Genomic DNA, 22,728 nt, shown 5'->3' with positions numbered 1-22,728 from the left:
AAAGAGCTGAGGGCTCGGCTGCGTGCGGGATGGCAGAGGATTCGGTACATCAAGTTGCCACAACGTCTCATGGAGGTAACCTCAATTTAAACCGGTATCAATAGCAGAGACCAGAGACTAGCCAACCCTTGGAGATTGTCGGGATCAGGAGGTCACTCTCATCATTTGGATTTCCATCGACTTGAACTTCTACCGGTATCAATAGCGGTCGGCCATAAGGTCAAGCCGCCCAGTCAGCGCGTCCTCGATCTTTCAGCCGACCGCTAATCACAGACCAGCTAGCTACTTATGAGGTGGTCTACACTGCCAAGCTACTTATAAATATAATAGCTTATTCTTCCAATTTCTTGTTATATGGAGTGGAAATTATATTTAGGAAGCGCAAAAGACAAATCAATATAATTAAAATAAAAAAACCCGAGATGAAAATGACGTATTTTCCGCTTAAAGGCTGAAAACTAACCGATGCTTTTAAAAAAGTGAGCGATTTTATCTCGGAAATTTTCTTACCATCAAAATTTGATTTATTTTGCAAGTATTTTATCTGGACAAGGCCAGTTTTTTGCGAAGGGGCTAAATCTAGCATACCACTCACAAAATGATTGTGAGATAGTAAAGATCCGGTATCTTTTTTGTAATCTTCTGTGTACTCAGTAAAATTAATGCTTGGGGACGCGTCATTGGTTATGATTAAATAATTCACTGAATTATTAGGGCGGTGGTCGTCGCCATAAGAAAAATATATTCTATCGGTGTATGCAGCTTCATAGTTTTTTAAAAAAGATACCTTAAAAAGATTAATGATTGTGTGTTTATTTTCTCTTGATATATCTGCGAATCTTAATTCATTAAAAGCTACGCTGATATCTGATTTATCGACTTCTGATATTAACTTATCTGCGTTAGAATAATTTGTATGAAAAGTCAGCTTATTTTTTCCTAAAGTATTCTCAAGCAGCAATATGCCTTTATAGTCTGCTCCATATTCAGGATTTGTGATTTTCGAAATAATCACATTATTATTTTTAATAGTGAGAACTTGGTTCGGTAAGGGTAGATTAAATGAAAGGTAAACTATAAGATTTGGGGATTTTGCTGAATACTCAATACCCATGTCCTTTCCTAGGCCCCATACGCCCCATCTTTCAATTTCCCGAAATCCTGTATAGTTATTGATGTGTAAACTATTCGTTTGCGAGACTAATACGTAGTCACTTTTTTGCATTAAATGTCACCCCTATAAGTAGCCACCAGAGTTCAGAAAAATGTACACTTGGCATCGTCAATACTACATCAACCATATTTATGGCTAAATAGCCAAACATGATTGCCAGTGTGAAGGAGTCGCCTTGGCGAACGGCCAGCCACAAGCCATACATGGTGACGGTCAGCAAACCTAATGTACCTATAATGCCAGTTTCCAGCAACCAATGCAGCCAAACGTTGTGCGCAATTAATAGTGCACCCGCCCAGGGAATCAAGCTTTCTGGACAATGTATCTCATTGCGTTCAAGAGTAGGGGTCAGCTGACAACCGTCTTTAAATAAATATGTTAGATAGGGACCACCTTGATAAGGGCCAACTCCACCAAGAGGGGATGTTTGCCAGCCATGAACGGCATCCTGCCAAACGAATTCGCGGCCGCTGGTCTGGTCATTTAATAGGCGTTCGATCGGTTTGAAGGTGATCTGTGCCCTGAAGCTGACCATCGCGAGGATGATGACGGCCACGACGGGCAGGAGCAGCCAGGGGCGGCGGTGTTTTCCGCGCTGGAAGGCGAGGGCGGCGACGGAGCCGGTCAGCAGGGCGAGCAGCGGTCCGCGGCTGCCGGAGGCGAGCAGGGTGGCGAGGGCAAACAGGCCGGCTGGCCAGCGCCACCATCCGGCGCCGCGCCAGTACACGATGAGCCACAGGGCGATGGTGGCCACGAGGCCCAGGGTGACGATGTAGTAGTACGGGTGGCCCAGTCGTGCCTGTACGCCCGCGACGCCCTGCGTGTAGAGCGTGTACCCCCAGGCGCTCGCGAAGATGACGAGTTGTCCCCACAGCAGGGGGCGCAGGGTGCGGCTGTCGCGCAGGTAGACGCCGGCGGCGATCATCGCGAGGGCTTCGGCCGTGCGGACGGCGGTGAGGCCGAGTGACGTGAGTGGTGCTGGCGTGAAGATCGCCGCGACGAGTTGCGTGGCGGCGAAGAAGAACACGATGCGGCGTGCCGTGAGCGGCAGCTGGCGCAGGTGTTTCAGGGTGCCGAAGGCGGCGAGGTAGAGGGGAGGGAAGATGGGGGTGAGGGCGATCAGCCAGCTGACCCACCTGGGGGGCGTGAAGGTGGGGGTGTCGTGGGTGGGGGGCTGGCTCACGTGGGTCACTATAGTCGTCGTGGGTGGGGTGTACAGCAGTTCTCCCGCTCTGGCGGGTGCCGGAGCGGGAGAATGGTGGTGACCCCAACGGGATTCGAACCCGTATCGCTACCTTGAAAGGGTAGTGTCCTAACCGTTAGACGATGGGGCCACACCCACAGCATTCGCGTTTCTCTGCGCTTGCCGCCCTTTCAAGGGGTGCTTTTCAGCACGCACGAAAGATTACAGGGCTTTGAGGATTCTGTCAAGCGGCGGGCGCGGCCGTGGGTGGAGTGGGGCGGGGTTCAGGCGTGGATGGCGCGTTTGTCGACGGCGAGCGCGGCTTCTTTGACGGCTTCGCTGAGGGTGGGGTGGGCGTGGACGGTGCGGGCGAGGTCTTCGGCGCTGCCGCCGAATTCCATGACGGTGACGGCTTCGGCGATGAGTTCGCTGACGTTCGGTCCGATCATGTGCACGCCGAGGATGCGGTCGGTGGTGGCGTCCGCGACGACTTTCACGAATCCGCGCGTGTCGTTGTGGCCGAGGGCGCGGCCGTTGGCGCTGAACGGGAACTGGCCGGTCTTGACGGTGTGGCCCTGTTCCCTGGCGGCTTTCTCGGTGAGGCCCGCCCAGGCGATTTCGGGGGTGGTGTAGATGACCCAGGGGATGGTGTTGTAGTTGACGTGTCCGGACTGTCCGGCGATGAGTTCGGCGACGGCGACGCCTTCGTCTTCGGCCTTGTGGGCGAGCATGGGGCCGCCGATCACGTCGCCGATGGCGTACACGCCGGGGAGGTTCGTCTGGAAGTGCGCGTCGGCCCTGATGAAGCCGCGCTCGTCGAGCTGCAGGTTGACGGCGTCCGCGCCGAGTCCGGCGGTGTGGGGGACGCGGCCGACGGACACGATGAGGCGGTCGTAGGTGGCGGTCGTCTGCTGGCCGTTCTCGGTGTACGTGACGGTGACGTCGTTGCCGTTGTCCTGGATGTGGTCGACCGTGACGCTGAAGTGGAAGTCGAGGCCCTGCTTCTGGAATTCGCGCAGGGCGAGTTTGCTGACGGCGTCGTCGGCGGGCAGCAGGAAGCCGGGGAGCGCTTCGAGGACGGTGACCTGCGCGCCGAGGCGACGCCAGACGCTGCCGAGTTCCACGCCGATGACGCCCGCGCCGATCACGCCGAGCCTGCCGGGCACTTCGGGGAGGGTGAGGGCGCCGCTGTTCTCGACGATGCGGCCACTCCACTGCACGCCGGGCAGCGCGCGGGGGCTGCTGCCGGTCGCGACGATGACGCGCCGGGCGAGCACTTCGGTGCCGGCCGCGTCGACGACCCAGGCGTCGCCTTCCTGACGGACGAGACGGCCGAGGCCGTGGATGCTGGTGATCTTGTTCTTCTTGAAGAGGAACGCGACGCCGCCCGTGAGCTTGTCGACGACCTGGTCCTTGCGGGCCAGCATGCGCTGCAGGTTGATGGTGGCGCCCTGCACGTCGATGCCGTGCTCGCTGGCCTCGTGCTGGATCATCTCGTACTTCTCGCTGGAGTCGAGGAGCGCCTTGCTGGGGATGCAGCCGACGTTCAGGCAGGTGCCGCCGAGGGAGGGTTTGCCGCCGCGTTCGAAGGCGTCGACGCACGCGACCTTGAAGCCGAGCTGGGCGGCGCGGATGGCCGCGACGTAACCGGCGGGACCGCCGCCGATGACCAGAACATCATAAGAATCCATGCCGGAAGTCTACCGCCCGCACCTGGGGGGTATTGTTCCGTGCGTCGGTGACAAGGGGGTGCGGGGCGTCCCGCCGGGCGTCACTGCATGGTGCGGGGGAGGGCGTCGGTCGGGCCGATCTTGCGCGGTTCGCGGAACTCGATGTTCTCCCACTCGCCGTCTTCGCGGACCTCGAGCGCCGGATTGAGGGCGCGGAAGTGTTCGACGACGGCCTGCACGAGGTCGTCGGGCGTGCTGGCGGCGCTCGTGATGCCGACGGACCGCACGCCCGTCAGGTCGAGCCGGGCGAGGTCGGCGGCCGTTTCGAGGCGTTCTGCGCGGCCGCATTCGGCCTGCGCGAGTTCCAGCAGGCGCATGCCGTTCGAGCTGTGCGTGCTGGTCAGCACCAGGAAGGCGTCCACCTGGCCCGCGATGCGTTTCACCTCGTCCTGCCGGTTCTTGGTGGCGTAGCAGAGGTCCTCGCTGGGCGGGATCACGAGCTGCGGGAAGCGCGCCTTGAGGATCTCGACGGTGCGGCGCGTGTCGTCCACGCTGAGGGTCGTCTGCGTGAGCACCACCACCCGTTCCGGGTTCGGGACCGTGACGGTGTGCGGGTCGTGCAGGCCGGGGCCGGTCTTGCCGAGCACGCCGACCAGGATGGTGTGTTCCGGCGCTTCGCCCTGCGTGCCGAGCACCTCCTGATGCTGCGCGCTGTCTCCGATGAGCAGGATGCCGTACCCTTCGCGGGCGTACTTCTTGGCTTCGGAGTGTACCTTCGTGACGAGGGGGCAGGTGGCGTCGATGGTGCTCAGGCCCAGGTCGCGGGCCCGCTGCCGCACGGCGGGGCTCACGCCGTGCGCGCTGAACACGATGGTGTCCCCGCCGTCCGGGAGGGCCGTGACGTTCCCGAGGTCCTCCACGAAGTGCACGCCGTACTGCGACGCCAGGCGGTCCACGACGGTGTGGTTGTGGACGATGCTGTGGTACACCGTGACGGGCCGGGCCTCGCTGCGGGCGGCCTTCTCGACCGCCCCGATGGCCATCACGACGCCCGCGCAGAAGCCGCGGGGTTTGGCGAGAATGACGCGCTCGATCATGCCTTCAGTCTAGACCGAGCCGGGAGGCGCGATTCCCGTCCAGGTCCGCATTCCCCGTTCCTTCAGGACGGCTGTGCTTGCGTGCGTGTCCGGCAGCCCGCAGGATGGGGGCGTGAAGATTCTCCTGACGGGTGGCAACGGGCGGCTGGGCAAGGAACTGCGGGACCTCATTCCGGGGCTGGTCGCGCCGGGCAGCGCGGAACTGGACATCACGAGCGTGCAGAGCGTGGACGCGGTGGTGGCCGCCGAGCGTCCGGACCTGATCGTGCACGCGGCGGCGTACACGAACGTGGGCGGCGCCGAGCAGGACCGTGAGCGCTGCTGGGCCGTGAACGTGGAGGGCACGCGGCACCTCGCGCGGGCCGCGAACGCGGTGGGCGCGAAACTGCTGCACATCAGCACCGATTACGTCTTCGACGGCGAGCAGGGCCAGTACCGCGAGTCGGACACGCCGGGGCCGGTCGTGAACTACTACTCGCTGACGAAACTGGTGGCGGAGGAGGCGGCGCGCGCGGCGGCGCGGCACCTGATCGTGCGGACGAGCTTCCGGCCGCGCGAGTTCGCGTACCCGGTGGCGTTCAGCGACGTGTACACCAGTCAGGATTACGTGGACATCATCGCGCCGCAGATCGCGCTGGCGGTCACGCACGCCATGGAGATCGGTGACGAGGTGCTGCACATCGCGACCGAACGCAAGAGCGTGTTCGAGCTGGCGCGCCGCCGCAAGCCGGACGTGCAGGAGGGGAGCCGCGCCACGGCCAGCGTGCGCCTGCCGGGCGACGTGAGCCTGGACTCGTCGCGCTGGGCGGAACTCAGCGCGCAGTGGCGCTGAGCAGGGCGGGAGCGGGGGAGACGGGCGGCCCCCGCACGGCACACTAACGACCGTTCGTCAGGGCCGCTAGACTGACGGCATGACCACCACCCTCCCCGGTGCCGCCCACCCCGCCGCACCGTCCGCCGGCCTGAGCTTCGGCCTGTCGGACGAGCAACGCCTGATCGTGCAGACGGTCCGCGACTACTGCCAGGCGCACGTCGCGCCGCACAGCGCCGCCTTCGACCGCAGCGGCGAATACCCGCGCGAGCAGCTGCGCGGCCTGGCCGAACTGGGCCTGCTGGGCGCGACCGTCCCGGAAGAGTGGGGCGGTGCGGGCCTGGACAGCGTCACGTACGCGCTGTGCCTGGAGGAGATCGCGGCGGCCGACGCGAGCGTGGCCGTCGTCGTGAGCGTGCAGAACGGCCTGCCGGAACAGATGCTGCTGTGCTACGGCACCGACGCGCAGCGCGAACGGTACCTGCGGCCCCTGGTGAGCGGCGAGGCCATCGGCGCGTTCTGCCTGACCGAGAGCGCCGCCGGGTCCGACGCCGCCAGCCTCCGCACCCGCGCCGAACGGGACGGGGACGGCTGGCGCATCAATGGCAGCAAGGCCTGGATCACGAGCGGCAACCAGGCCGACACGTACCTCGTGATGGCCCGCACCGGCGGCAGCGGCGCGCGCGGCATCAGCGCCTTCGTGGTGGAGCGCGGCACGCCCGGCCTGAGCTTCGGGACGCCCGAGGAGAAGCTCGGGCTGCACGCGGCGCACACCACCACCGTCTCCTTCGACGACGTGCGCGTCCCGCACGCGAACCTGCTCGGCGAGGAAGGGCAGGGCCTCACCATCGCGCTCGCGTGCCTGGATGCCGGGCGCGTCGGGATCGCCATGCAGGCCGTCGGGATCGCGCGGGCCGCCTTCGAGCACGCGGCCCGCTACGCGCTGGAACGCGAGCAGTTCGGGCGGCCCATCGCGCAGAACCAGGGCGTGAGCTTCAAGATCGCGGACATGGCGGCCCGCATCGAGGCGGCGCGCCTCGTGGCCCTGAAGGCCGCGTGGCTGAAGGACAGCGGACAGCCGTACAGCCGCGAGGCCAGCATCGCGAAGCTGCTCGCGTCGGAGGCGGCGGTGGACGTGACGCGCGAGGCGATCCAGGTGTTCGGCGGGAACGGGTACAGCCGCGAGTACCCGGTGGAGCGCCTGTACCGCGACGCCAAGATCACCGAGATCTACGAGGGGACCTCCGAGATCCAGCGCGTGGTGATCTCCCGCTCGGTGTTCGCGGAACTGGGCGGCTGACCCCGTTCCCGGTGAAGTCCCGCACTGCCCCCGGCATGAGCTGCACATGAAGGCTGTCTCAATGCTGGCGTGGACTGTCACCTGCGTTACGCTGAACCCCTGGCCGACATTCCGGGTTCACCCGCGCCGGACGACCGCGCGGGCACACCCCTGACACCCCGGCTTCAAGATGAGGAGGACCTATGAAAACCCCCCTGATGCTGCTTACCCTGGCCCTCGGTCTCTCCAGCTGTAGCCTCTTCGCCGGGAACAAACCCGTCGACGTGGTCGTGCTCGGCCTGAACGACTTCCACGGCAACCTCGTCCCGACCGGCTTCTCGGGCATCAAGGTGCCCGCCCCGACCGCCGCGAACCCCGCCGCCACCGCGAACCTCGCCGCGGGCGGCGCCGAGATCATCGGCGGGTACGTGAACAGCGTCCGCAGCGCCAACCCCGACACGGTCCTCGTGGGCGGCGGCGACCTGATCGGCGCTTCGCCCGTCATCAGCAGCCTGCTGCGCGACGAGCCGAGCGTCATCGCGCTCAGCAAGATGGGCATGCAGGTCAGCGCGCTCGGCAACCACGAGTTCGACCAGGGCCTCAAGGAACTGCTGCGCATGCAGAACGGCGGCTGCGACAGCAACGACGCCGCCAAGGCCTGCAAGTTCGAAGCGAACTACCCCGGCGCGAGCTTCAAGTGGCTCGGCGCGAACGTCGTCGACAAGGACAGCGGCAAGCCCGTCTTCGCGCCGTACCAGATCGTCACGACCGCCAGCGGCGCCCGCATCGCCTTCGTGGGTGCCGTCACCAGGGTCACGCCCACCATCGTCACCCCGGACGGCGTGAAGACCCTGAACTTCCTCGACGAGGCCGACAGCGTCAACAAGTTCATGCCCGAGATCAAGGCGCAGAACCCCGACGCGATCATCATGCTGATCCACGAGGGCGGCACCGCCACCGACAAGTACAATGTCGCGGGCTGCAGCAGCCTGATGGGCAACATCGTCGACATCGCCAAGCGCGTCGACCCGGCCGTGAACGCCATCATCAGCGGCCACACGCACCAGGGCTACAACTGCCTCGTGAACGGCCGCGTGGTCATCCAGGGCGACTTCTACGGCCACCTGCTGCAGCGCCTCGACCTGCAGGTCGACAAGGCCAGCCACAAGCTGCTGTCCATCAAGGCCGCGAACGTCGTCATGGACGCCAGCGCCACCACCACCATCCCCAAGGACCCCGCCGAGACCGCCATCGTCGCCAAGGCCAAAGGCCTCACGGACGCCGTGAAGAACACCGTCGTCGCCAGGATCGCCGTGCCGCAGATCCTGCGCGCCGCGAACGACGCGGGCGAGAGCGCCCTGGGCGACGTGATCGCCGACAGCCAGCTCGCCGCGACCCGCAGCGCCGCCACCGGCAACGCCGTCATCGCCCTGATGAACCCGGGCGGCATCCGCGCCGACCTGCCCGACTCCACCAACATCAAGCCCGACAACAGCGTGAACTTCGGGGACGCGTTCACCGTGCAGCCCTTCGGCAACACGCTCACCACCGTCACCCTGACGGGCGCGCAGCTGAAGGCCGTGCTGGAGCAGCAGTTCGACAACCCCACGGCGGGCAGCAACCGCGTCCTGCAGGTCAGCGCGGGCCTCACGTACACCTGGACGGCCGCCGCCGCGACCGGCAGCAGGGTCAGCGACCTGAAACTCAGCGGCACGGACATCTCGCCCACCGGCACGTACCGCGTGACCGTGAACAGCTTCCTCGCGGACGGCGGTGACGGCTTCACGGTCCTCAAGGACGGCACGGACCGCCTCGTGCAGCCGAACCTCTCGGACGTGGACGCCTTCCAGGCGTACCTGAAGGCCAACACGCCCGTCGCGCCCGGCCCGCAGAACCGCATCACCAGGAAGTAAGAGCGCTTCCGGCAGGACCCATGCAGCGCCCCCAGGTTTCGGCCGGGGGCGCTGCCGTTCGTGCGGGCGGGGGGGTGGTGGCGGGGCTTCACTGTGGAGGCCCGGAACCTGTTATTTTGTACTCAGTCAAAACGAGCGAGCGTTTGTCAGGCACCCCACGGGCCTGCTCAGCCCTGCTCCCCGGAGGCACGCATGATCGAATTTTCCCTGACCGACGAACAGAAGCAACTCCAGCAGCTCGCCCGCGACTTCACGCGCCGCGAGATCATGCCCATCGCGACCGAGTACGACCAGAAGGAGGAACTCCCCTGGCAGATCGTGGAGAAAGCCCACGAACTCGGCCTGCTGAACGCCTCCGTGCCGGAACACGCGGGCGGCCTTGGCCTGGGCATGCTCGACGAGTGCATCATCGGTGAGGAGATCGCGTACGGCTGCATGGGCATCTACACCGTCCTGATGGCCAGCGAGCTCGGCATCACGCCCATCCTGGTGGGCGGCAGCGAAGAACAGCAGAAGCGCTTCCTGTCGCCGCTGGTCGAGAAGCCCGCCCTGGCCGCCTTCGCGCTCAGCGAACCGAACAACGGCTCCGACGCGGCCGCCATGCACACCACCGCCGTCCTCGACGGGGACGAGTGGGTCATCAACGGCAGCAAGATGTGGATCAGCAACGGCGGCAAGGCCGACATCACCGTGGTGTTCGCCACCACCGACCGGCAGGGCGGCCACAAGGCCAGCGTCGCCGTCGTGGTGGAAGGCATGCCCGAAGGCATGACCGCCAACAAAATCAAGCACAAGATGGGTCAGCGCGCCAGTCACACGGCGGAACTGGTGTTCGAGAACGTCCGCGTGCCCGCCGGGAACGTCCTGGGCGGCCTGGGCGACGGCTTCAAGATCGCCATGAAGACCCTCGACAAGACCCGCATTCCGGTCGCGGCGGGCAGCGTGGGCGTCGCGCGGCGCGCGCTGGAGGAGAGCGTGAAGTACGCGAAGGAACGCGAGGCGTTCGGCAAGCCGATCAGCACCTTCCAGGCGATCCAGTTCAAGATGGCCGAGATGCTGATGGGCATCGAGACGGGCCGCCTGATGGCGTGGAAGGCGGCGTGGCTGGTGGATCAGGGCCTGCCGCACGGCACGGAGAGCAGCATCGCCAAGGCCTACGCGTCCGAGATGGCCTTCGACGCGGCGAACGAAGCCATCCAGATTCACGGCGGGTACGGGTACGTGGGCGAGTACCCGGTCGAGAAGCTGCTGCGCGACGTGAAACTCAACCAGATCTACGAGGGAACCAACGAGATCCAGCGCGTCGTGATCGCCCGCAGCCTGCTGAAATAACCGCCGCCCGCAGGGCCGAGCGGAGCGAGCAGCGGCAGGCGTACCGGGCCGCCCCGGTGCGCCGAAATAACCGCCGCCCGCAGGGCCGAGCGGAGCGAGCAGCGGCAGGCGTACCGGGCCGCCCCGGTGCGCCGAAATAACCGCCGCCCGCAGGGCCGAGCGGAGCGAGCAGCGTCAGGCGTACCGGGCCGTCCCGGTTGCCGGGGAGGGTGGGTGACAGTGCTCGGGGCGACTTCTGAATCAGAGGTCGCCCCGAGTGTTGCCGGTGGTCCGTCAGTGCCGTGGTGGTGAGGGGTGCGTGGTGCGTCGTGCCGGGGTGAGGGGTGCTGGGCGGGGTGGGTGAGGGGGTGGAGCCGCCCCGGCTCCTCAGGGTGCCTGCTTGGCCCGCAGGCTGGGCTGGCGCTCGCCCGGACGTCCGGCGTCCTGACTGTAGCGCGGGCGGGGTGTGCGGGTTCAGTCGAGGAGGGGGCTTTGCCAGTTGGTCTGCTGGATCAGGGTTTCGAGTTTGCGGCGTTCGCGGGCGAGGCGGTCGGTCTGGGCCTGCAGGTCGCGGACGGGGAGGTGTGACACGTAGCGCAGTTCGGAGCGGGTCTGGCGGGTCTGCTGGATGCTGGCGGCTTCGGTGACGCCGCGCAGGGCGGTGAGGCGCAGGTCGAGGACTTCGCGGTGGGCGAGGGCGTCGGTGAGGGTGCGGCCGTCCGGCAGGCGGGCCGCCATGTTGCTGCGGTGGATGCGGGCGATGAGGGTGTCGAGGCGGTCGTAGAGGCCCATCAGTTCCGTCAGGAGTTCGGCGGGGTCTTCGGCGGGCGTTTCGCCTTCCTGGGTTTTGGCGTTGGTGTGGAGGCGGGCCTGGAGTTGCAGGGCGCGTTTCTGCAGGTCGGCGCGTTCGATGAGGGCTTCGGCGAGGGGCATGCTGCAGGATAGCGGTGGGGGTTGCGGCCGGACGTGAGCCCTGTGCTAAAATTGGACTCAGTTCAATAAGCTAGTCTGTGACGACAGGAGGACGCATGAAGATATTGACGCTGGTTCGGCAGGTGCCGGACGCCGAGGCGCGTGTGAAGGTAAGCGGCACGGCGGTGGACCTGGAAGGCACGACCCTGGTGATGGACGGCATGGACGAGTACGGCGTGGAGGAAGCCCTGCGCCTGCGCGAGGCGGGCGGCGTCGAGGAAGTCGTCGCGCTCGCCGTGGGACCCAAACGCAGTGAGGACGCCCTGCGCACCGCACTCGCCATGGGCGCCGACCGCGCCGTGCACGTCGAGACGGACACCCGCCTGGACGCCGTGGCGCTCAGCCGCGTGGTGGCGCAGGTGGCGCAGCAGGAGGGTGTGCAGCTCATCCTGGTGGGCGGACAGGAGGCCGACTGGGACTCGCAGGCGCTGGGCGCTGCGACTGCCGAACGCCTCGGGTGGCCGCAGCTCACCTGGGTCAACGAACTCAAGGTGGACGGCGCGCAGATCACGGGCCGCCACGACGTGGACGAAGGCAACGAGAGCTTCCAGGCGCCCCTCCCGGCCGTGGTGAGCACCCAGCAGGGCCTCAACGAGCCGCGCTACCCGACGCTGCCGAACATCATGAAGGCCAAGAAGAAGGAACTCCGCAAGGACACGCTCGACACGTACGGCGCGGTCCCCAGCGTGCAGTTCGTGGGCGCCGAGATCCAGAGCCGCGCCCGCCTCAACAAGCTCATCGACGGCAAAGACCCGTCCGCGGCCGCCAGCGAACTGCTGAACCTGCTGCGCAACGAAGCGAAGGTGATCGCGTAATGATTCTGATTGTCGCTGAACACGCTGCAGGCAAGCTCTCCAAGAGCAGTCTCGAAATGGTGAACGCCGCGCGCGAGTCGGGCCGTGAAGGTCCCGTCACGCTGCTCGTGCTGGGTCAGGGCGTCGCCGACGTCGCCAACGACGCTGCACGTTACGCCGATCAGGTGCTCGTGGGGGACAGCGCGGCCCTCGCGCAGTACAGCCCGGAACTGTGGGCGGCGGCCGCCGCGCAGATCGCCCGTGAGGGCGAGGCGAGCACCGTCGTCATCGGCGGGAGCCGCTCGGGCCGCGAGTACGCGCCGCGCGTCGCCGTGAAACTCGACGCGCCGTACCTGGAGGACGCCATCAGCCTGAAGGCGGACGGCGACACCCTCAACGCGCAGCGCTACACGTACCTCGCGCGCGTGACCGAGACGGTCAGCGCGTCCGGCCCGGTGGTCGTCGTGACCGCCAAGCCCGGATCGTTCGCGCCCGCCGGTCCGCTCGCGGCGGCCGGTGAGCAGTACGACGTGGACCTCGACCTGCCCGCCGCGCGCGTCACCGTGACCGGCAAGACCGTCGAGAAGTCCAGCCGCGTGGCGCTCACCGAGGCGGACGTGATCGTGACGGGCGGACGCGGCGTCGGCAACCCCGACAACTTCGCCACGTACGTCGAGGGCCTCGCGGACAGCATCGGGGCGGGCGTCGGCGCGACGCGCGCCGTGGTGGACGCGGGCTGGCGCCCCTACGCCGAGCAGGTCGGACAGACCGGCAAGACCGTGCAGCCCAAGGCGTACATCGCGCTGGGCGTGTCGGGTGCCGTGCAGCACCTGTCCGGCATGGGCAAGAGCAAGTTCATCGTCGCGATCAACAAGGACGCCGAAGCGCCGATCTTCAAGGTCGCGGACTACGGCATCGTGGGCGACGTGAACGAGATCGTGCCCGCCCTGATCGCCGCCAGCCGCGCCTGAACGGACCGGCCGCGCAGACTGGCAGCGGGACGCTCCGGAGGGAGCGTCCCGCTGCCTCATGCATGCCCGCAGCCTTTACGAAAGCCTGAACCTGCGAAGGTGTCCTCCTCCCGTCAGACTGTTGCGAGAACCGGGCCGTTAAGGTGAAACTGGCATGACTTGGCACAGGCGCAAGTGGCGAGAACCAGACAGCATCCGCACGCGGGTGCTGCTGGGCCTGCTGGCGCTGGGAGGCGTCTGTCTGGCGGTCCTGGCCTTCCTGCTGCAGCCTGCCGTCGTGGCGCTCTTCGACCGGCAGGAGGCGCAGCAGACGGAGCGCGACACGCGCCGTGCCGCCACGTACCTGCAGTCGCAGGTGACGGACCTCGCGCGGCTCGCCATCAACTGGGCCGTGTGGGACGACGCGTACACCTACGTGCAGACGGGGCGCCGCGCCTTCGAGACCTCGAATTTCGTGCCGGGCACGTACCAGTCGATGGACCTCAACCTGCTCGCGTACGTGGCCCTGGACGGGCGGGTCATCAGCCGCCGCGGCTACGACCTGCAGCGCCGCCAGGAGAGTCCGCCCAGCGACCGCCTGCTCGGTGCGGTCGTGAAGCCCGGCACGCTCGCCGCACTGGACCGCCCCGGCACGCACCGGGAGGGCTTCGTGTACCTGCCTGCCAGGGCCGGACAGCCGGGCGAGACGTGGCTGGTCACGCTGCGGCCCGTCACGCACAGCGACGAGCGTGGCCCCGTGCGCGGCGTGATCCTGATGGCCCGTCAGATCACGCCGCGCGTCGTCACGATGTACCGGCAGAACCTGCAGCTCACGCTGGACCTGATCCCCCAGCCGGGCACGTCCGCCCTGTCGGAAGGGTCCGGCGTGACGGTGCACGTGCAGGACCGCCACAGCATCCAGGGCCGCACCGTCCTGAACGACCTGAACGGCCAGCCGTCCCTGCTGCTGCGCGTCACCGACGACCGCGGCACGCACCTGATCGGGGTGTCCACCGCGCTCGCCGTGCTGCTCGCGACAGGCGCCGCGATGGTGCTCTTCGCGCTGCTCACCGCGCACCTGCTCGAAACGCAGGTGCTCGCGCGGCTCGCCGTGTACCAGCGCGTGATCCGGCACCTGAACGACCTGCCCGTCACCACGCTCCTCTCCCGCCCGCCGGAGCAGCGCGAACGCCTGCCTGTCCGTGGCCAGGACGAACTCGATCATCTGGGGATGGCCTTCAACGGCTTTCTCGACGAGATCGACAGTGGACGCGAACGGCTGGTGTGGCAGGCGCAGCACGACGACCTGACCGGCCTCCCCAACCGGCAGCTGTTCTCGGAGCGCGTCATGATGCGGCTGGAGCAGGGCCTGCCGCTCAGCGTGGCGCTCATCGACCTGAACCACTTCAAGAACGTCAACGACACGCTCGGGCACCATGTGGGGGACGAGGTGCTGCAGGCGGTGGCAGGCAGGCTCGCGCGGCGACTCTCGGCGCAGGGCGTGGTGGCCCGGCTGGGCGGCGACGAGTTCGCGGTGCTGCTTCCGCAGGGCCCACAGGTGGCCGCGAGGACCCTCCTGCCCGTCCTGCAGGCCCTCACGACGCCCATCGCGACGGGTGCAGGCGAGGTGCGCCTGAGCGGTTCGGCCGGCCTGACGGGGCTCGGCGTGGCCGCCCGGTCCGGCATGGTCGGGCAGGACGCCTGGGTGACGCTGCTGCGGGAGGCGGACGTCGCCATGTACGAAGCGAAACGCACGGGTCTGCCCATCGTGCCGTTCGACCCGGCGCTCCTCGCGAGCGTCGAGGAACGCATCCGGCTGGAACACGCGCTCGAAACGGCCATCGAACGGCAGGAACTGCGCCTCGTGTATCAGGTGATCGTGGCGCTGGACGAGGCGCGGCCCGGCGTGTCGCCCGTCGTCGCGAACGTGGAGGCGCTGCTGCGCTGGAACAGCCCGGAGCTGGGCGAGGTCGCGCCGTTCGCCTTCATTCCGCTGGCGGAGGAGAACGGCCGCATTCACGCCCTCGGAACGTGGGTGCTGGACGCCGCCCTGGAGTTCGCGCGCCGCCAGCCGGGCCTGCGCGTGGCCGTCAACGTAAGCGCCGCGCAGCTGGGAGACGACGACCTCGTGACGACCGTGCTGAACGCCCTGCAGCGCTCCGGGGTGCAGCCGTCCCAGCTGGAGCTGGAGGTCACGGAGACGGCGGTGCTGCGCGACCTCGCGGGTGCCACGGAGCGCCTCGCGCAGCTGCACGCGCACGGCGTCTGGATCACGCTCGACGATTTCGGGACGGGGCACTCCAGCCTCGCGGTGCTGTGCAGTCTGCCCATCCAGAAGGTCAAGCTCGACCGGTTCTTCCTGAAGACCAGCCTGCACGACCCGCGCAGCGAGGCGGTGCTGCGCGCCATGCTCGCCATGGCCCGCGACCTGAACCTCGCCGTGGTGGCCGAAGGCATCGAGACGCCCGAGCAGTGCGAGGCCCTTCGGCGCCTGGGCTTCCGGCTCGGTCAGGGCTACCTGTTCGGGCAGCCGCTGGAGGAGGCCGAAGCCCTGAAGCTGCCCGTCCCCGCCCCGCGTCCCGGCTGATGGCCGCCGCCTGCCCGCGCCGGGCCGTCAGCCGATCTCGACGATCTCGGCGTTCCACAGGCCAAGCGTCCGGGCACGCTTCGTGGCGCGTGCCGCCTGCCCGGCCCGCACGGCGTCCATGAACGGCCCGTCCTGCGTGAGGGTCGTCAGCACCCAGAAGTCTCCCCACACCTCCATGCCCCACGCCTGCCGCATCTCGCGCGTGGCGGTCGTCCAGACCGGTTCGCTCATGTCCTCCAGCGGCGCGATGTAGTGACTCAGGCCGTCCGTGGCGGGGTTCGCGCGCACCTCGCGGGTGTACTCGGCCCGCTCCTGGCGGTTCAGGTGCTCCAGCGTTCCCACGCGGCAGTAGTGGGCGCTCAGGGCGCTGAAGGTGTCGCGGCAGCGGGTGGGGCGCACGTCGTACGCGGTGCACGCGCCTGTCGTCTGGTCCAGCAGCGGGCAGTACCCGATCTCGCGGCGGTGCCGCTGGAAGTATTCGTCCCAGCTGCCGGCCGTGCGCGCGTTGCGGATCACCTGGGCCGCGCGGGCCCGCATGGCGTCCAGCTGCGTGCCGTTCAGCTGGGAGGCCGTGAGGAGCGCCTCGGCGAGGCTCACGCGGACGGGGAAGTCGCAGCAGTGCACGCAGCCGCTGCGGCAGTGGACGGTGCCGCCCTGCGCCGTGAAGCGCCGCGTCCACGCGCCCGCCTGCTCGGCGTACCGTTCGTACGCGCGCGCGACGGCCCGCGTGAGCCGCTGGTCTGGAGGGGAGGAAGTCATCGGAGGCCCAGCATACCCTCCGGGCTGCCCGCCCACCGTGACGGCGGGTGGCCTGCGCCCGCCGACATGAAGGTTCCGGCTGACGCAGACGAGACAGTGCGGCGCGGCCCGGCGCTCTATACTGACGGTAACGTGTTCAAGCGTAAACCAGTTCCGGCCGCCCCTCCCGCACCCGCTCCCGCTGCGTCCACCAGTGAGAGCGACGTCAGCCGCGTGCTGGCCGAACTGCTTGCCAGACCCACCCAGGAGAGCGTGCTGGACGGTGCGCTGGCGTACACGGCCTCGCTGGTCGGGGGGCGCGTGCACGGCCTGGGCATCCTGCGGCGCGGTCAGGACCGCGTGGGGGCCGTGCTCGGCTACCCGCGCGACCTGATGGGCGTGACCCTGAGCGGGCCGTGGTCGGCGGGCCGCATGCGGCTGCTGGAGGGCGGCGCGCGCGAACTGTACGACGCGAACGGCCCGGACGTGACGGAGCTGCTCGATCAGGCCGGGATGCGCGGCGTGGGCCTGTCGCTGGTGGTGCCGATCGTGGACCGTGGGCGGCACCTGGGCGCGCTGCTGCTCGACCGGCCGGAGGGCGGCGCCATCGCGCCCGGACAGCAGGAGGCGGTGGGGCGCTTCGCGGCGGCCGTCGGTCCGCTGATGGGCCTGATCGACGGGCGGGACGAGTGGCGGCAGGCGGCCAAGCACATCACGGCCACCGTGATCGAGGCGATGGAGAGCCGCGACTTCGACTCGCTGGGGCACGCGCGGTCCGTGGCGGACGTGGCCGTGCGCCTGGGGCGCGGCATCGGACTGGCGGGCCGCGAGCTGGACGAGGTGTGGTACGCCGCGACGCTGCACGACGTCGGCAAGATCCAGGGCGAGAGCGGGCACGCGCTGGTCGGCGCGAACCTGCTGCAGGGCGTCACGGCGCTCAGCGAGGCGGAGCGCGGCGTGCGGCACCACCACGAACGCTGGGACGGGCAGGGCGAACCGGACCGCCTGACCGGCGAGGACATCCCGCTGTACGCGCGGCTCGTGGCAGTCGCGAACGCCTACGTGCGCCTGGGGGACGTGAAGCGCGTGCAGGCGCAGTCCGGCAAGGCGCTCGACCCGAGGCTGGTGGCGATGCTGGAAAAGATCGTCGTGCAGGAAGGCCCGCTCTGACCTGAGCGCGGGCCGCGCCTCATGTGGGGCGGCCCGCCGCTCATCCGGCAAAGCCTCAAGGAACGCTAAACTTCTCGTGTGCCCCCCCTCAGATTCGCCGCGCCGCTGCTGCGCGGGCTGCTGGCTGGCCTGACCCTCAGCGGGCCCGCCCTCGCGAGCCCCGCCACCGACCTCTTCCAGAAGGCCAGCAGCCTGCTCCTGGGCGAATACTACGGCTGGTCCACCACCGACCGGCCCGCCCTGGTGCAGCAGTACCGGACCGTCCTCGACGCGCGCTGCGCGCCGCTCGGCGACACCTGCGACTACAGTGAGGGCCGCGCGGTCGTCAAGGACATGCTCGCGCAGCTGCACGACGAGCACACCGGCATCCGTGACGCCGAGGGCGCCGAACGCCTGCGCGAGGTGCAGGAGGACCTGACCGTGCCCCGTACCGGCCTGCGCGTCACGCGCACCCCGCTCGGCCTGCTGGTGGTGGGCGTCCTTCCCGGCAGTCCCGCCGACACGGCCGGCCTGCACCGCTTCGACCTCGTCACGCAGGTGAACGGCAGCGTCACGGCGGGCGACAGCGCCGATCCCATCGCCTTCGTGCGCCTGGAACGTCAGGGGAACCCCGTCACGCTGCGCGTGCAGCAGCCCGGCCAGCCGCCCCGCGACCTGAACGTCCCCACCGCGCCCCTCAAGGCGCGGGACGTGCCGGTCCTGGGCTGGCGCGACGTGCCGGGCGGCCGCGTGGCCGTCATCCAGTACCCGACGTTCCTGCCGGGCGACAGCGCCGACCTGTTCCGCCGCGCGCTCGCGCAGGCGCAGGCGGGCGGCGCGGCCGCCCTGGTGGTGGACCTGCGCGCCAACGGCGGCGGCCGCCTCGACCAGTGCGTGCAGGCCGCCAGCGTCTTCCGGCCCGCGTACTACCAGGCGCGCACGCCGCAGCCGGGCCGCCCTGCCGACACGGCCCCCGTCACCAGCACCGAGTACGCCGCGTACGACGGTCAGGCGATGCCGGGCAGCAGCGTCCGGCACCTGCTCGACCGGCCCGGCGGGGACCTGCGGGGCCTGTGGCACGGCCCGGCCGCCGTCCTGATCGACGCCAGCACCGCGTCGTGCGCGGAGGTGTTCGGGTACTTCGCGCATCAGGCGGGCGCGCTGCTGGTGGGCGAACCGAGCCGGGGCGTCATGAACAGCGGCGTGTACTTCTACCCGCTGCCGGACCACGGCGTGATGAGCGTCACCAGCCTGCGCGCCTACGACCTGGGCGGGAACCCCCTGCCGGACCACCTGCAGCCGGACCTGCCGGTCACGCCGGACCTCGAGGCGCTCACCGTGCGCGGCGAGGACCGGCAGCTGCAGGCGGCGCTCGCGGCCCTGCAGGGCCGCCTGGGCACGGCCGTCCGGCAGCCCTGAGCGCGCCCCGCCCGGCCGGAACGCCGGGCGGGGCGGCGTGCTAGCGTGACCGGGTGATACTCGCAGTGCTCGCGATCGGGCTCCTGGCCGGCGTGCTGGGCGCCATTCTCGGCCTGGGCGGCGGTGTGGTGGTGGTGCCCGCCCTGGAATTCGTCCTCCCTTACTTCGGGCACAAGATCAGCATCACACAGGCGGTCGCCGTGTCGCAGATCGGGGTGCTGGCCGTCGGGCTGGCCGGAACGGCCGGGTACCTGCGGCAGGGCCTGATCCGCGCCCGGACCGGGTACCTGCTGTCGCCGTACACCATTCTGGGCGGCGTGCTGGGCAGCTGGCTGGGCCTGCGCCTGCCCGCCCGGGTCGTCGCGACGGTCTTCGCAGTGCTGCTGCTGTACAGCGCGTACAACCTGCTGCGCGGCCTGAAGCGCGTGGAGGTGGAGCGCGAACCGAGCCGGCTCGTGCCGCCCGCCATGACCTTCTCGGGCGTCATGAGCGGCCTGCTCGGTATCGGGGGCGGGACGGTGCAGGTGCCGGTCATGAACCTGCTGGGCGGCATTCCCATCCGGCAGGCCATTGCGACCAGTACCTTCATCATGGGGCTCACGGCGGTCGCGAACGCGCTCGTGTACAGCGCGAGCGGCCAGCTGGACTACCGCGTGGCGGCCGCCGTCGCGCTCGGCGTGCTGGTCGGCGCGCGTGGCGGCACGGTCCTCGCGGCGCGGATCAGCGCGCAGAACCTCAAGCTGTTCTTCAGCCTGCTGCTGATCTTCACGGCGCTGCAGCTGCTGTACAAGTACTGGGTGGCCGGGGGGACCGCGTGACGGGCGAACGGAAGAACATTCCGTTCACGCCCGCCCCGCAGACGGGGGAGACGGCTGGCCTGCCCGCGTGGCTGTTCCCGGCGGGCTTCTGGGTGGCGGTGGTGGCGCTCGGCGCGGCCGTGCTGTTCCCGGCGCTGGCGGTGTGGGCGGTCGGGTGGGTGATGCTGGTGCCGGTGCTGGCGGCCGTGTGGGTGGCGGTGGCCGCGTGGCGCCGCGACCGCAGGCTGAGCGTGGCGGCCCTGGTGGCGCTGCTGGGGCTGGCGGTGGTGTTCTTCGTGAAGAATCTGCTCGCCTGACGCCGGGCGCCTGATGCCGGTCACAGGGGCGCGGCACGGATGCTGTTTCCGGCGCGCGTGTGGGGTGGTGGCAGGTGCGGGGGTTCTGGACGGCGTGGTGCGGCCGGGCCGGAACCTCTTGCGCTGGCCTGCCCGCACGCCTAAACTTATACTGAGTCCAAAATACTGAGTTAGAATACGGTCACCACTGGAGGCTCCATGAAGATACAGAAAGCTGCCGTCATCGGCGCGGGCGTGATGGGTGCCGCCATCGCCGCGCAACTCGCCAACGCGGGCATCCCCGTCACGCTCCTCGACATCGTCCTGCCCGACAATCCCGACCGCAACGCCGCCGCCAGGACAGGCGTCCAGCGCGCCCTCAAAGCCCGCCCCGCCGCCTTCATGGACCCCGCCCGCGCCGCCCTCATCCAGGTGGGCAACCTCGAAGACGACCTCGGTAAACTCAAGGACGCCGACTGGATCCTCGAAGCGATCATCGAGAAACTCCCCGCCAAACGCGACCTCTGGGAGAAAGTCGAGAAGGTCGCCAAGAAGACCGCCATCATCAGCAGCAACAGCAGCGGCATCCCCATGCACCTGCAGATCGAAGGCCGCAGCGCCGACTTCCAGTCCCGCTTCGTCGGCGCGCACTTCTTCAACCCGCCCCGCTACCTGCACCTCCTCGAAGTGATCCCCACCCCCAGCACCAGCGAGGACGTCATCCGCACCTTCAGCGACTTCGCCAGCACCGTGCTCGGCAAGGGCGTCGTCGTCGCCAACGACGTGCCCGGCTTCGTCGCCAACCGCATCGGCGTGTACGGCATCGTGCGCGCCATGCACTACATCCAGAAGTACGGCCTCACGCCCGCCCAGGCCGACCAGCTCACCGGCCCCGTCCTGGGCCGCGCGTCCTCCGCCACCTTCCGCACCGCCGACCTCTCCGGCCTCGACATCATCTACCACGTCGCCAACGACCTCGCCGCCGCCACCCCGGACGACGAGGACTTCACCCTCACCCAGCCGTTCCGCACGCTGGTCGAAGACAGGAAGTGGCTCGGCGACAAGACCGGCAGCGGCTTCTACAAGAAGACCAAGGACGAGAAAGGCAAAACCAAGATCCTCAACCTCAACCTCGACACCTTCGAGTACGAGGACCAGGGCAAAGTCAAGGTCGACGCCGTCGAAGCCGTCAAGGGCCAGCCGCTCGCCAGGCGCGTGGCGGCGCTCTACACCCTGGAAGGCAGGGAAGGCGACTTCCTGCGCGGCGTCATGAACGACGGCTTCTGGTACGCCGCCAAGATGGCCGGCAATGTCAGTAACCGCCTCCAGGACATCGACAACGCCCTCAAGTGGGGCTTCGGCTGGGAACAGGGCCCCTTCGAGACGATGGACACCCTCGGCGTGCAGACCGTCATCGCGAACCTCGAAGCGGAAGGCCGCACCCTCCCGCCCCTCCTGCAGGCCATGAAGGACAGCGGCCGCCAGACCTTCTACAGCGGCGACGAGATCGTCACGCCCGCCGGCGACCCTGCCCCCTACGCCGCCCCCTACCTCATCCTGACGGACCTCAAGAAGGACGCCACCCGCGTCGTCAAGAAACGCCCCGGCGCGAGCCTCGTCGACCTGGGCGACGGCGTGCTCCTCGCCGAATGGCACGTCAAGATGAACGCCCTCGGCGAAGACCAGCTGCGCATCATCGAGGACGCGCACAAGGCCGTGACCAGCATGGGCTACGCCGGCTTCGTGGTCGGCAACCAGGGCGACAACTACTCCGCGGGCGCCAACCTCCCCCTCGTGCTCAGCCAGGCGCAGGACGAGGAGTGGGACGAACTCGACGCCGCCATCCGCGAATTCCAGAAGGCCACCACCAGCCTGCGCTTCAGCCCGCACCCCGTCGTCGCCGCGCCCTTCGGCCTCGCGCTCGGCGGCGGCTGCGAGATGCTCATGCACGCCGACCACGTCGTCGCCAGCGCCGAACTGTACACCGGGCTCGTCGAGGTCGGCGTGGGCCTCATCCCCGGCGGCGGCGGCACCAAGGAACTCCTGCTGCGCTTCACCGACGCCCTACTGCCCACGCAGCAGAGCGGCGCCCTCCTGCTGCCCGCCGTGCAGCGCGCCTTCGAGACCATCGGCACCGCCAAGGTCTCCACCAGCGCCCTCGAAGCCCGCAAGCTCGGCTTCCTGCGCTCCTCGGACACCATCGCCATGAACCGCAACCACATCATCACCGAAGCGAAACGCAAGGTGCTGGAACTCGCGCCGGACTACACCCAGCCCACCCCCCGCCAGGACATCCCCGTGATGGGCGACGCCGCCATCGGCGCCATCAAGAGCGCCCTGTACGGCATGCACGAAGGCAAGTACATCACCGACCACGACCTCACCGTCAGCAACGAACTCGCCCGCGTGCTGTCCGGCGGCGTCGGCAACAACCGCAACGCCAGGGTCAGCGAACAGCACCTCCTCGACCTGGAACGCGAAGCCTTCCTGACGCTGCTCGGCAAGAAGGGCACGCAGGACCGCATCGCGCACATGCTCAAGACCGGCAAACCCCTGCGGAACTGAACAGGGAAGGCGCGGAGCCGGAC

Annotated in this window: 18 protein-coding genes and 1 tRNA gene; 12 read left to right on the top strand and 7 right to left on the bottom strand. The window is 67.9% G+C overall.

Annotated elements, in window-relative coordinates; genetic code table 11:
- Window positions 1-331 precede the first annotated feature (331 nt).
- The 5 genes from IEY33_RS16500 to ispH all read right to left on the bottom strand — a co-directional run bounded on the left by IEY33_RS16500 (window position 332) and on the right by ispH (window position 5,124).
- Window positions 332-1,114: a hypothetical protein gene (locus IEY33_RS16500; RefSeq protein WP_229671097.1), complete on the bottom strand. Its 783-nt coding sequence runs from the start codon at window positions 1,112-1,114 to the stop codon at window positions 332-334.
- Window positions 1,115-1,211: 97 nt separating this feature from the next.
- Window positions 1,212-2,357, bottom strand: a complete 1,146-nt coding sequence (locus IEY33_RS16495) for an O-antigen ligase family protein (RefSeq protein WP_188964382.1) — start codon at window positions 2,355-2,357, stop codon at window positions 1,212-1,214.
- A gap of 76 nt (window positions 2,358-2,433) precedes the next feature.
- Window positions 2,434-2,508, bottom strand: a tRNA-Glu gene (locus IEY33_RS16490).
- Between the two features lie 133 nt (window positions 2,509-2,641).
- Entirely contained in the window at window positions 2,642-4,048 is a 1,407-nt protein-coding gene (gene lpdA / locus IEY33_RS16485; protein ID WP_188964381.1) for a dihydrolipoyl dehydrogenase, read from the bottom strand.
- A gap of 80 nt (window positions 4,049-4,128) precedes the next feature.
- Window positions 4,129-5,124 (bottom strand): 4-hydroxy-3-methylbut-2-enyl diphosphate reductase, encoded by a 996-nt coding sequence (gene ispH / locus IEY33_RS16480; protein WP_188964380.1) that lies wholly within the window; start codon window positions 5,122-5,124, stop codon window positions 4,129-4,131.
- 112 nt (window positions 5,125-5,236) lie between these two features.
- On the opposite strand from ispH, the gene IEY33_RS16475 reads away from it, so the two are divergent.
- The 4 genes from IEY33_RS16475 (at window position 5,237) to IEY33_RS16460 (ending at window position 10,459) form a co-directional block, all read left to right on the top strand.
- On the top strand, window positions 5,237-5,956 hold the full coding sequence (locus IEY33_RS16475; RefSeq protein ID WP_188964379.1) for an SDR family oxidoreductase: 720 nt from the start codon (window positions 5,237-5,239) through the stop codon (window positions 5,954-5,956).
- Window positions 5,957-6,035: 79 nt separating this feature from the next.
- The gene (locus IEY33_RS16470) at window positions 6,036-7,235 is read left to right on the top strand and encodes an acyl-CoA dehydrogenase (protein WP_306415623.1); all 1,200 of its coding nucleotides are present in this window, start codon (window positions 6,036-6,038) and stop codon (window positions 7,233-7,235) included.
- Window positions 7,236-7,417: 182 nt separating this feature from the next.
- On the top strand, window positions 7,418-9,127 hold the full coding sequence (locus tag IEY33_RS16465; RefSeq protein ID WP_188964378.1) for a bifunctional metallophosphatase/5'-nucleotidase: 1,710 nt from the start codon (window positions 7,418-7,420) through the stop codon (window positions 9,125-9,127).
- A 192-nt stretch (window positions 9,128-9,319) separates the two neighbouring features.
- The gene (locus IEY33_RS16460) at window positions 9,320-10,459 is read left to right on the top strand and encodes an acyl-CoA dehydrogenase family protein (RefSeq protein WP_188964377.1); all 1,140 of its coding nucleotides are present in this window, start codon (window positions 9,320-9,322) and stop codon (window positions 10,457-10,459) included.
- Window positions 10,460-10,912: 453 nt separating this feature from the next.
- Here IEY33_RS16460 and IEY33_RS16455 read toward each other — a convergent pair whose 3' ends face one another.
- Entirely contained in the window at window positions 10,913-11,371 is a 459-nt protein-coding gene (locus IEY33_RS16455; RefSeq protein ID WP_188964376.1) for a DIP1984 family protein, read from the bottom strand.
- Between the two features lie 95 nt (window positions 11,372-11,466).
- Here IEY33_RS16455 and IEY33_RS16450 point away from each other — a divergent pair, with 95 nt between their 5' ends.
- The 3 genes from IEY33_RS16450 (at window position 11,467) to IEY33_RS16440 (ending at window position 15,741) form a co-directional block, all read left to right on the top strand.
- Window positions 11,467-12,225, top strand: coding sequence for an electron transfer flavoprotein subunit beta/FixA family protein (locus tag IEY33_RS16450; protein ID WP_188964375.1), 759 nt, complete (start codon window positions 11,467-11,469; stop codon window positions 12,223-12,225).
- Complete coding sequence (locus IEY33_RS16445; protein WP_188964374.1) at window positions 12,225-13,175, top strand: electron transfer flavoprotein subunit alpha/FixB family protein; 951 nt, start codon at window positions 12,225-12,227, stop codon at window positions 13,173-13,175. The genes IEY33_RS16450 and IEY33_RS16445 overlap by 1 nt, the downstream gene beginning before the upstream one ends.
- A 154-nt stretch (window positions 13,176-13,329) precedes the next feature.
- Window positions 13,330-15,741, top strand: coding sequence for a putative bifunctional diguanylate cyclase/phosphodiesterase (locus tag IEY33_RS16440; RefSeq protein WP_188964373.1), 2,412 nt, complete (start codon window positions 13,330-13,332; stop codon window positions 15,739-15,741).
- A gap of 27 nt (window positions 15,742-15,768) precedes the next feature.
- Here IEY33_RS16440 and IEY33_RS16435 read toward each other — a convergent pair whose 3' ends face one another.
- Window positions 15,769-16,500, bottom strand: a complete 732-nt coding sequence (locus tag IEY33_RS16435) for a YkgJ family cysteine cluster protein (protein ID WP_188964372.1) — start codon at window positions 16,498-16,500, stop codon at window positions 15,769-15,771.
- A gap of 132 nt (window positions 16,501-16,632) precedes the next feature.
- On the opposite strand from IEY33_RS16435, the gene IEY33_RS16430 reads away from it, so the two are divergent.
- The 5 genes from IEY33_RS16430 to IEY33_RS16410 all read left to right on the top strand — a co-directional run bounded on the left by IEY33_RS16430 (window position 16,633) and on the right by IEY33_RS16410 (window position 22,705).
- Window positions 16,633-17,649: an HD-GYP domain-containing protein gene (locus IEY33_RS16430; RefSeq protein WP_229671096.1), complete on the top strand. Its 1,017-nt coding sequence runs from the start codon at window positions 16,633-16,635 to the stop codon at window positions 17,647-17,649.
- Window positions 17,650-17,727: 78 nt separating this feature from the next.
- A complete protein-coding gene (locus IEY33_RS16425) occupies window positions 17,728-19,047 on the top strand; it encodes a S41 family peptidase (RefSeq protein ID WP_229671095.1) in 1,320 nt (439 codons plus the stop codon).
- Between the two features lie 53 nt (window positions 19,048-19,100).
- On the top strand, window positions 19,101-19,865 hold the full coding sequence (locus tag IEY33_RS16420) for a sulfite exporter TauE/SafE family protein (protein ID WP_188964370.1): 765 nt from the start codon (window positions 19,101-19,103) through the stop codon (window positions 19,863-19,865).
- Window positions 19,862-20,161: a hypothetical protein gene (locus IEY33_RS16415; protein WP_188964369.1), complete on the top strand. Its 300-nt coding sequence runs from the start codon at window positions 19,862-19,864 to the stop codon at window positions 20,159-20,161. The genes IEY33_RS16420 and IEY33_RS16415 overlap by 4 nt, the downstream gene beginning before the upstream one ends.
- 198 nt (window positions 20,162-20,359) lie before the next feature.
- Entirely contained in the window at window positions 20,360-22,705 is a 2,346-nt protein-coding gene (locus IEY33_RS16410; protein WP_188964368.1) for a 3-hydroxyacyl-CoA dehydrogenase/enoyl-CoA hydratase family protein, read from the top strand.
- The last annotated feature ends 23 nt before the right edge of the window (window positions 22,706-22,728 follow it).

Source organism: Deinococcus aquiradiocola, from assembly GCF_014646915.1.
GTDB lineage: Bacteria > Deinococcota > Deinococci > Deinococcales > Deinococcaceae > Deinococcus > Deinococcus aquiradiocola.
The sequence above is the reverse complement of the archived record's forward strand: the minus strand, read 5'-3'. Positions and strand labels throughout refer to the sequence as shown.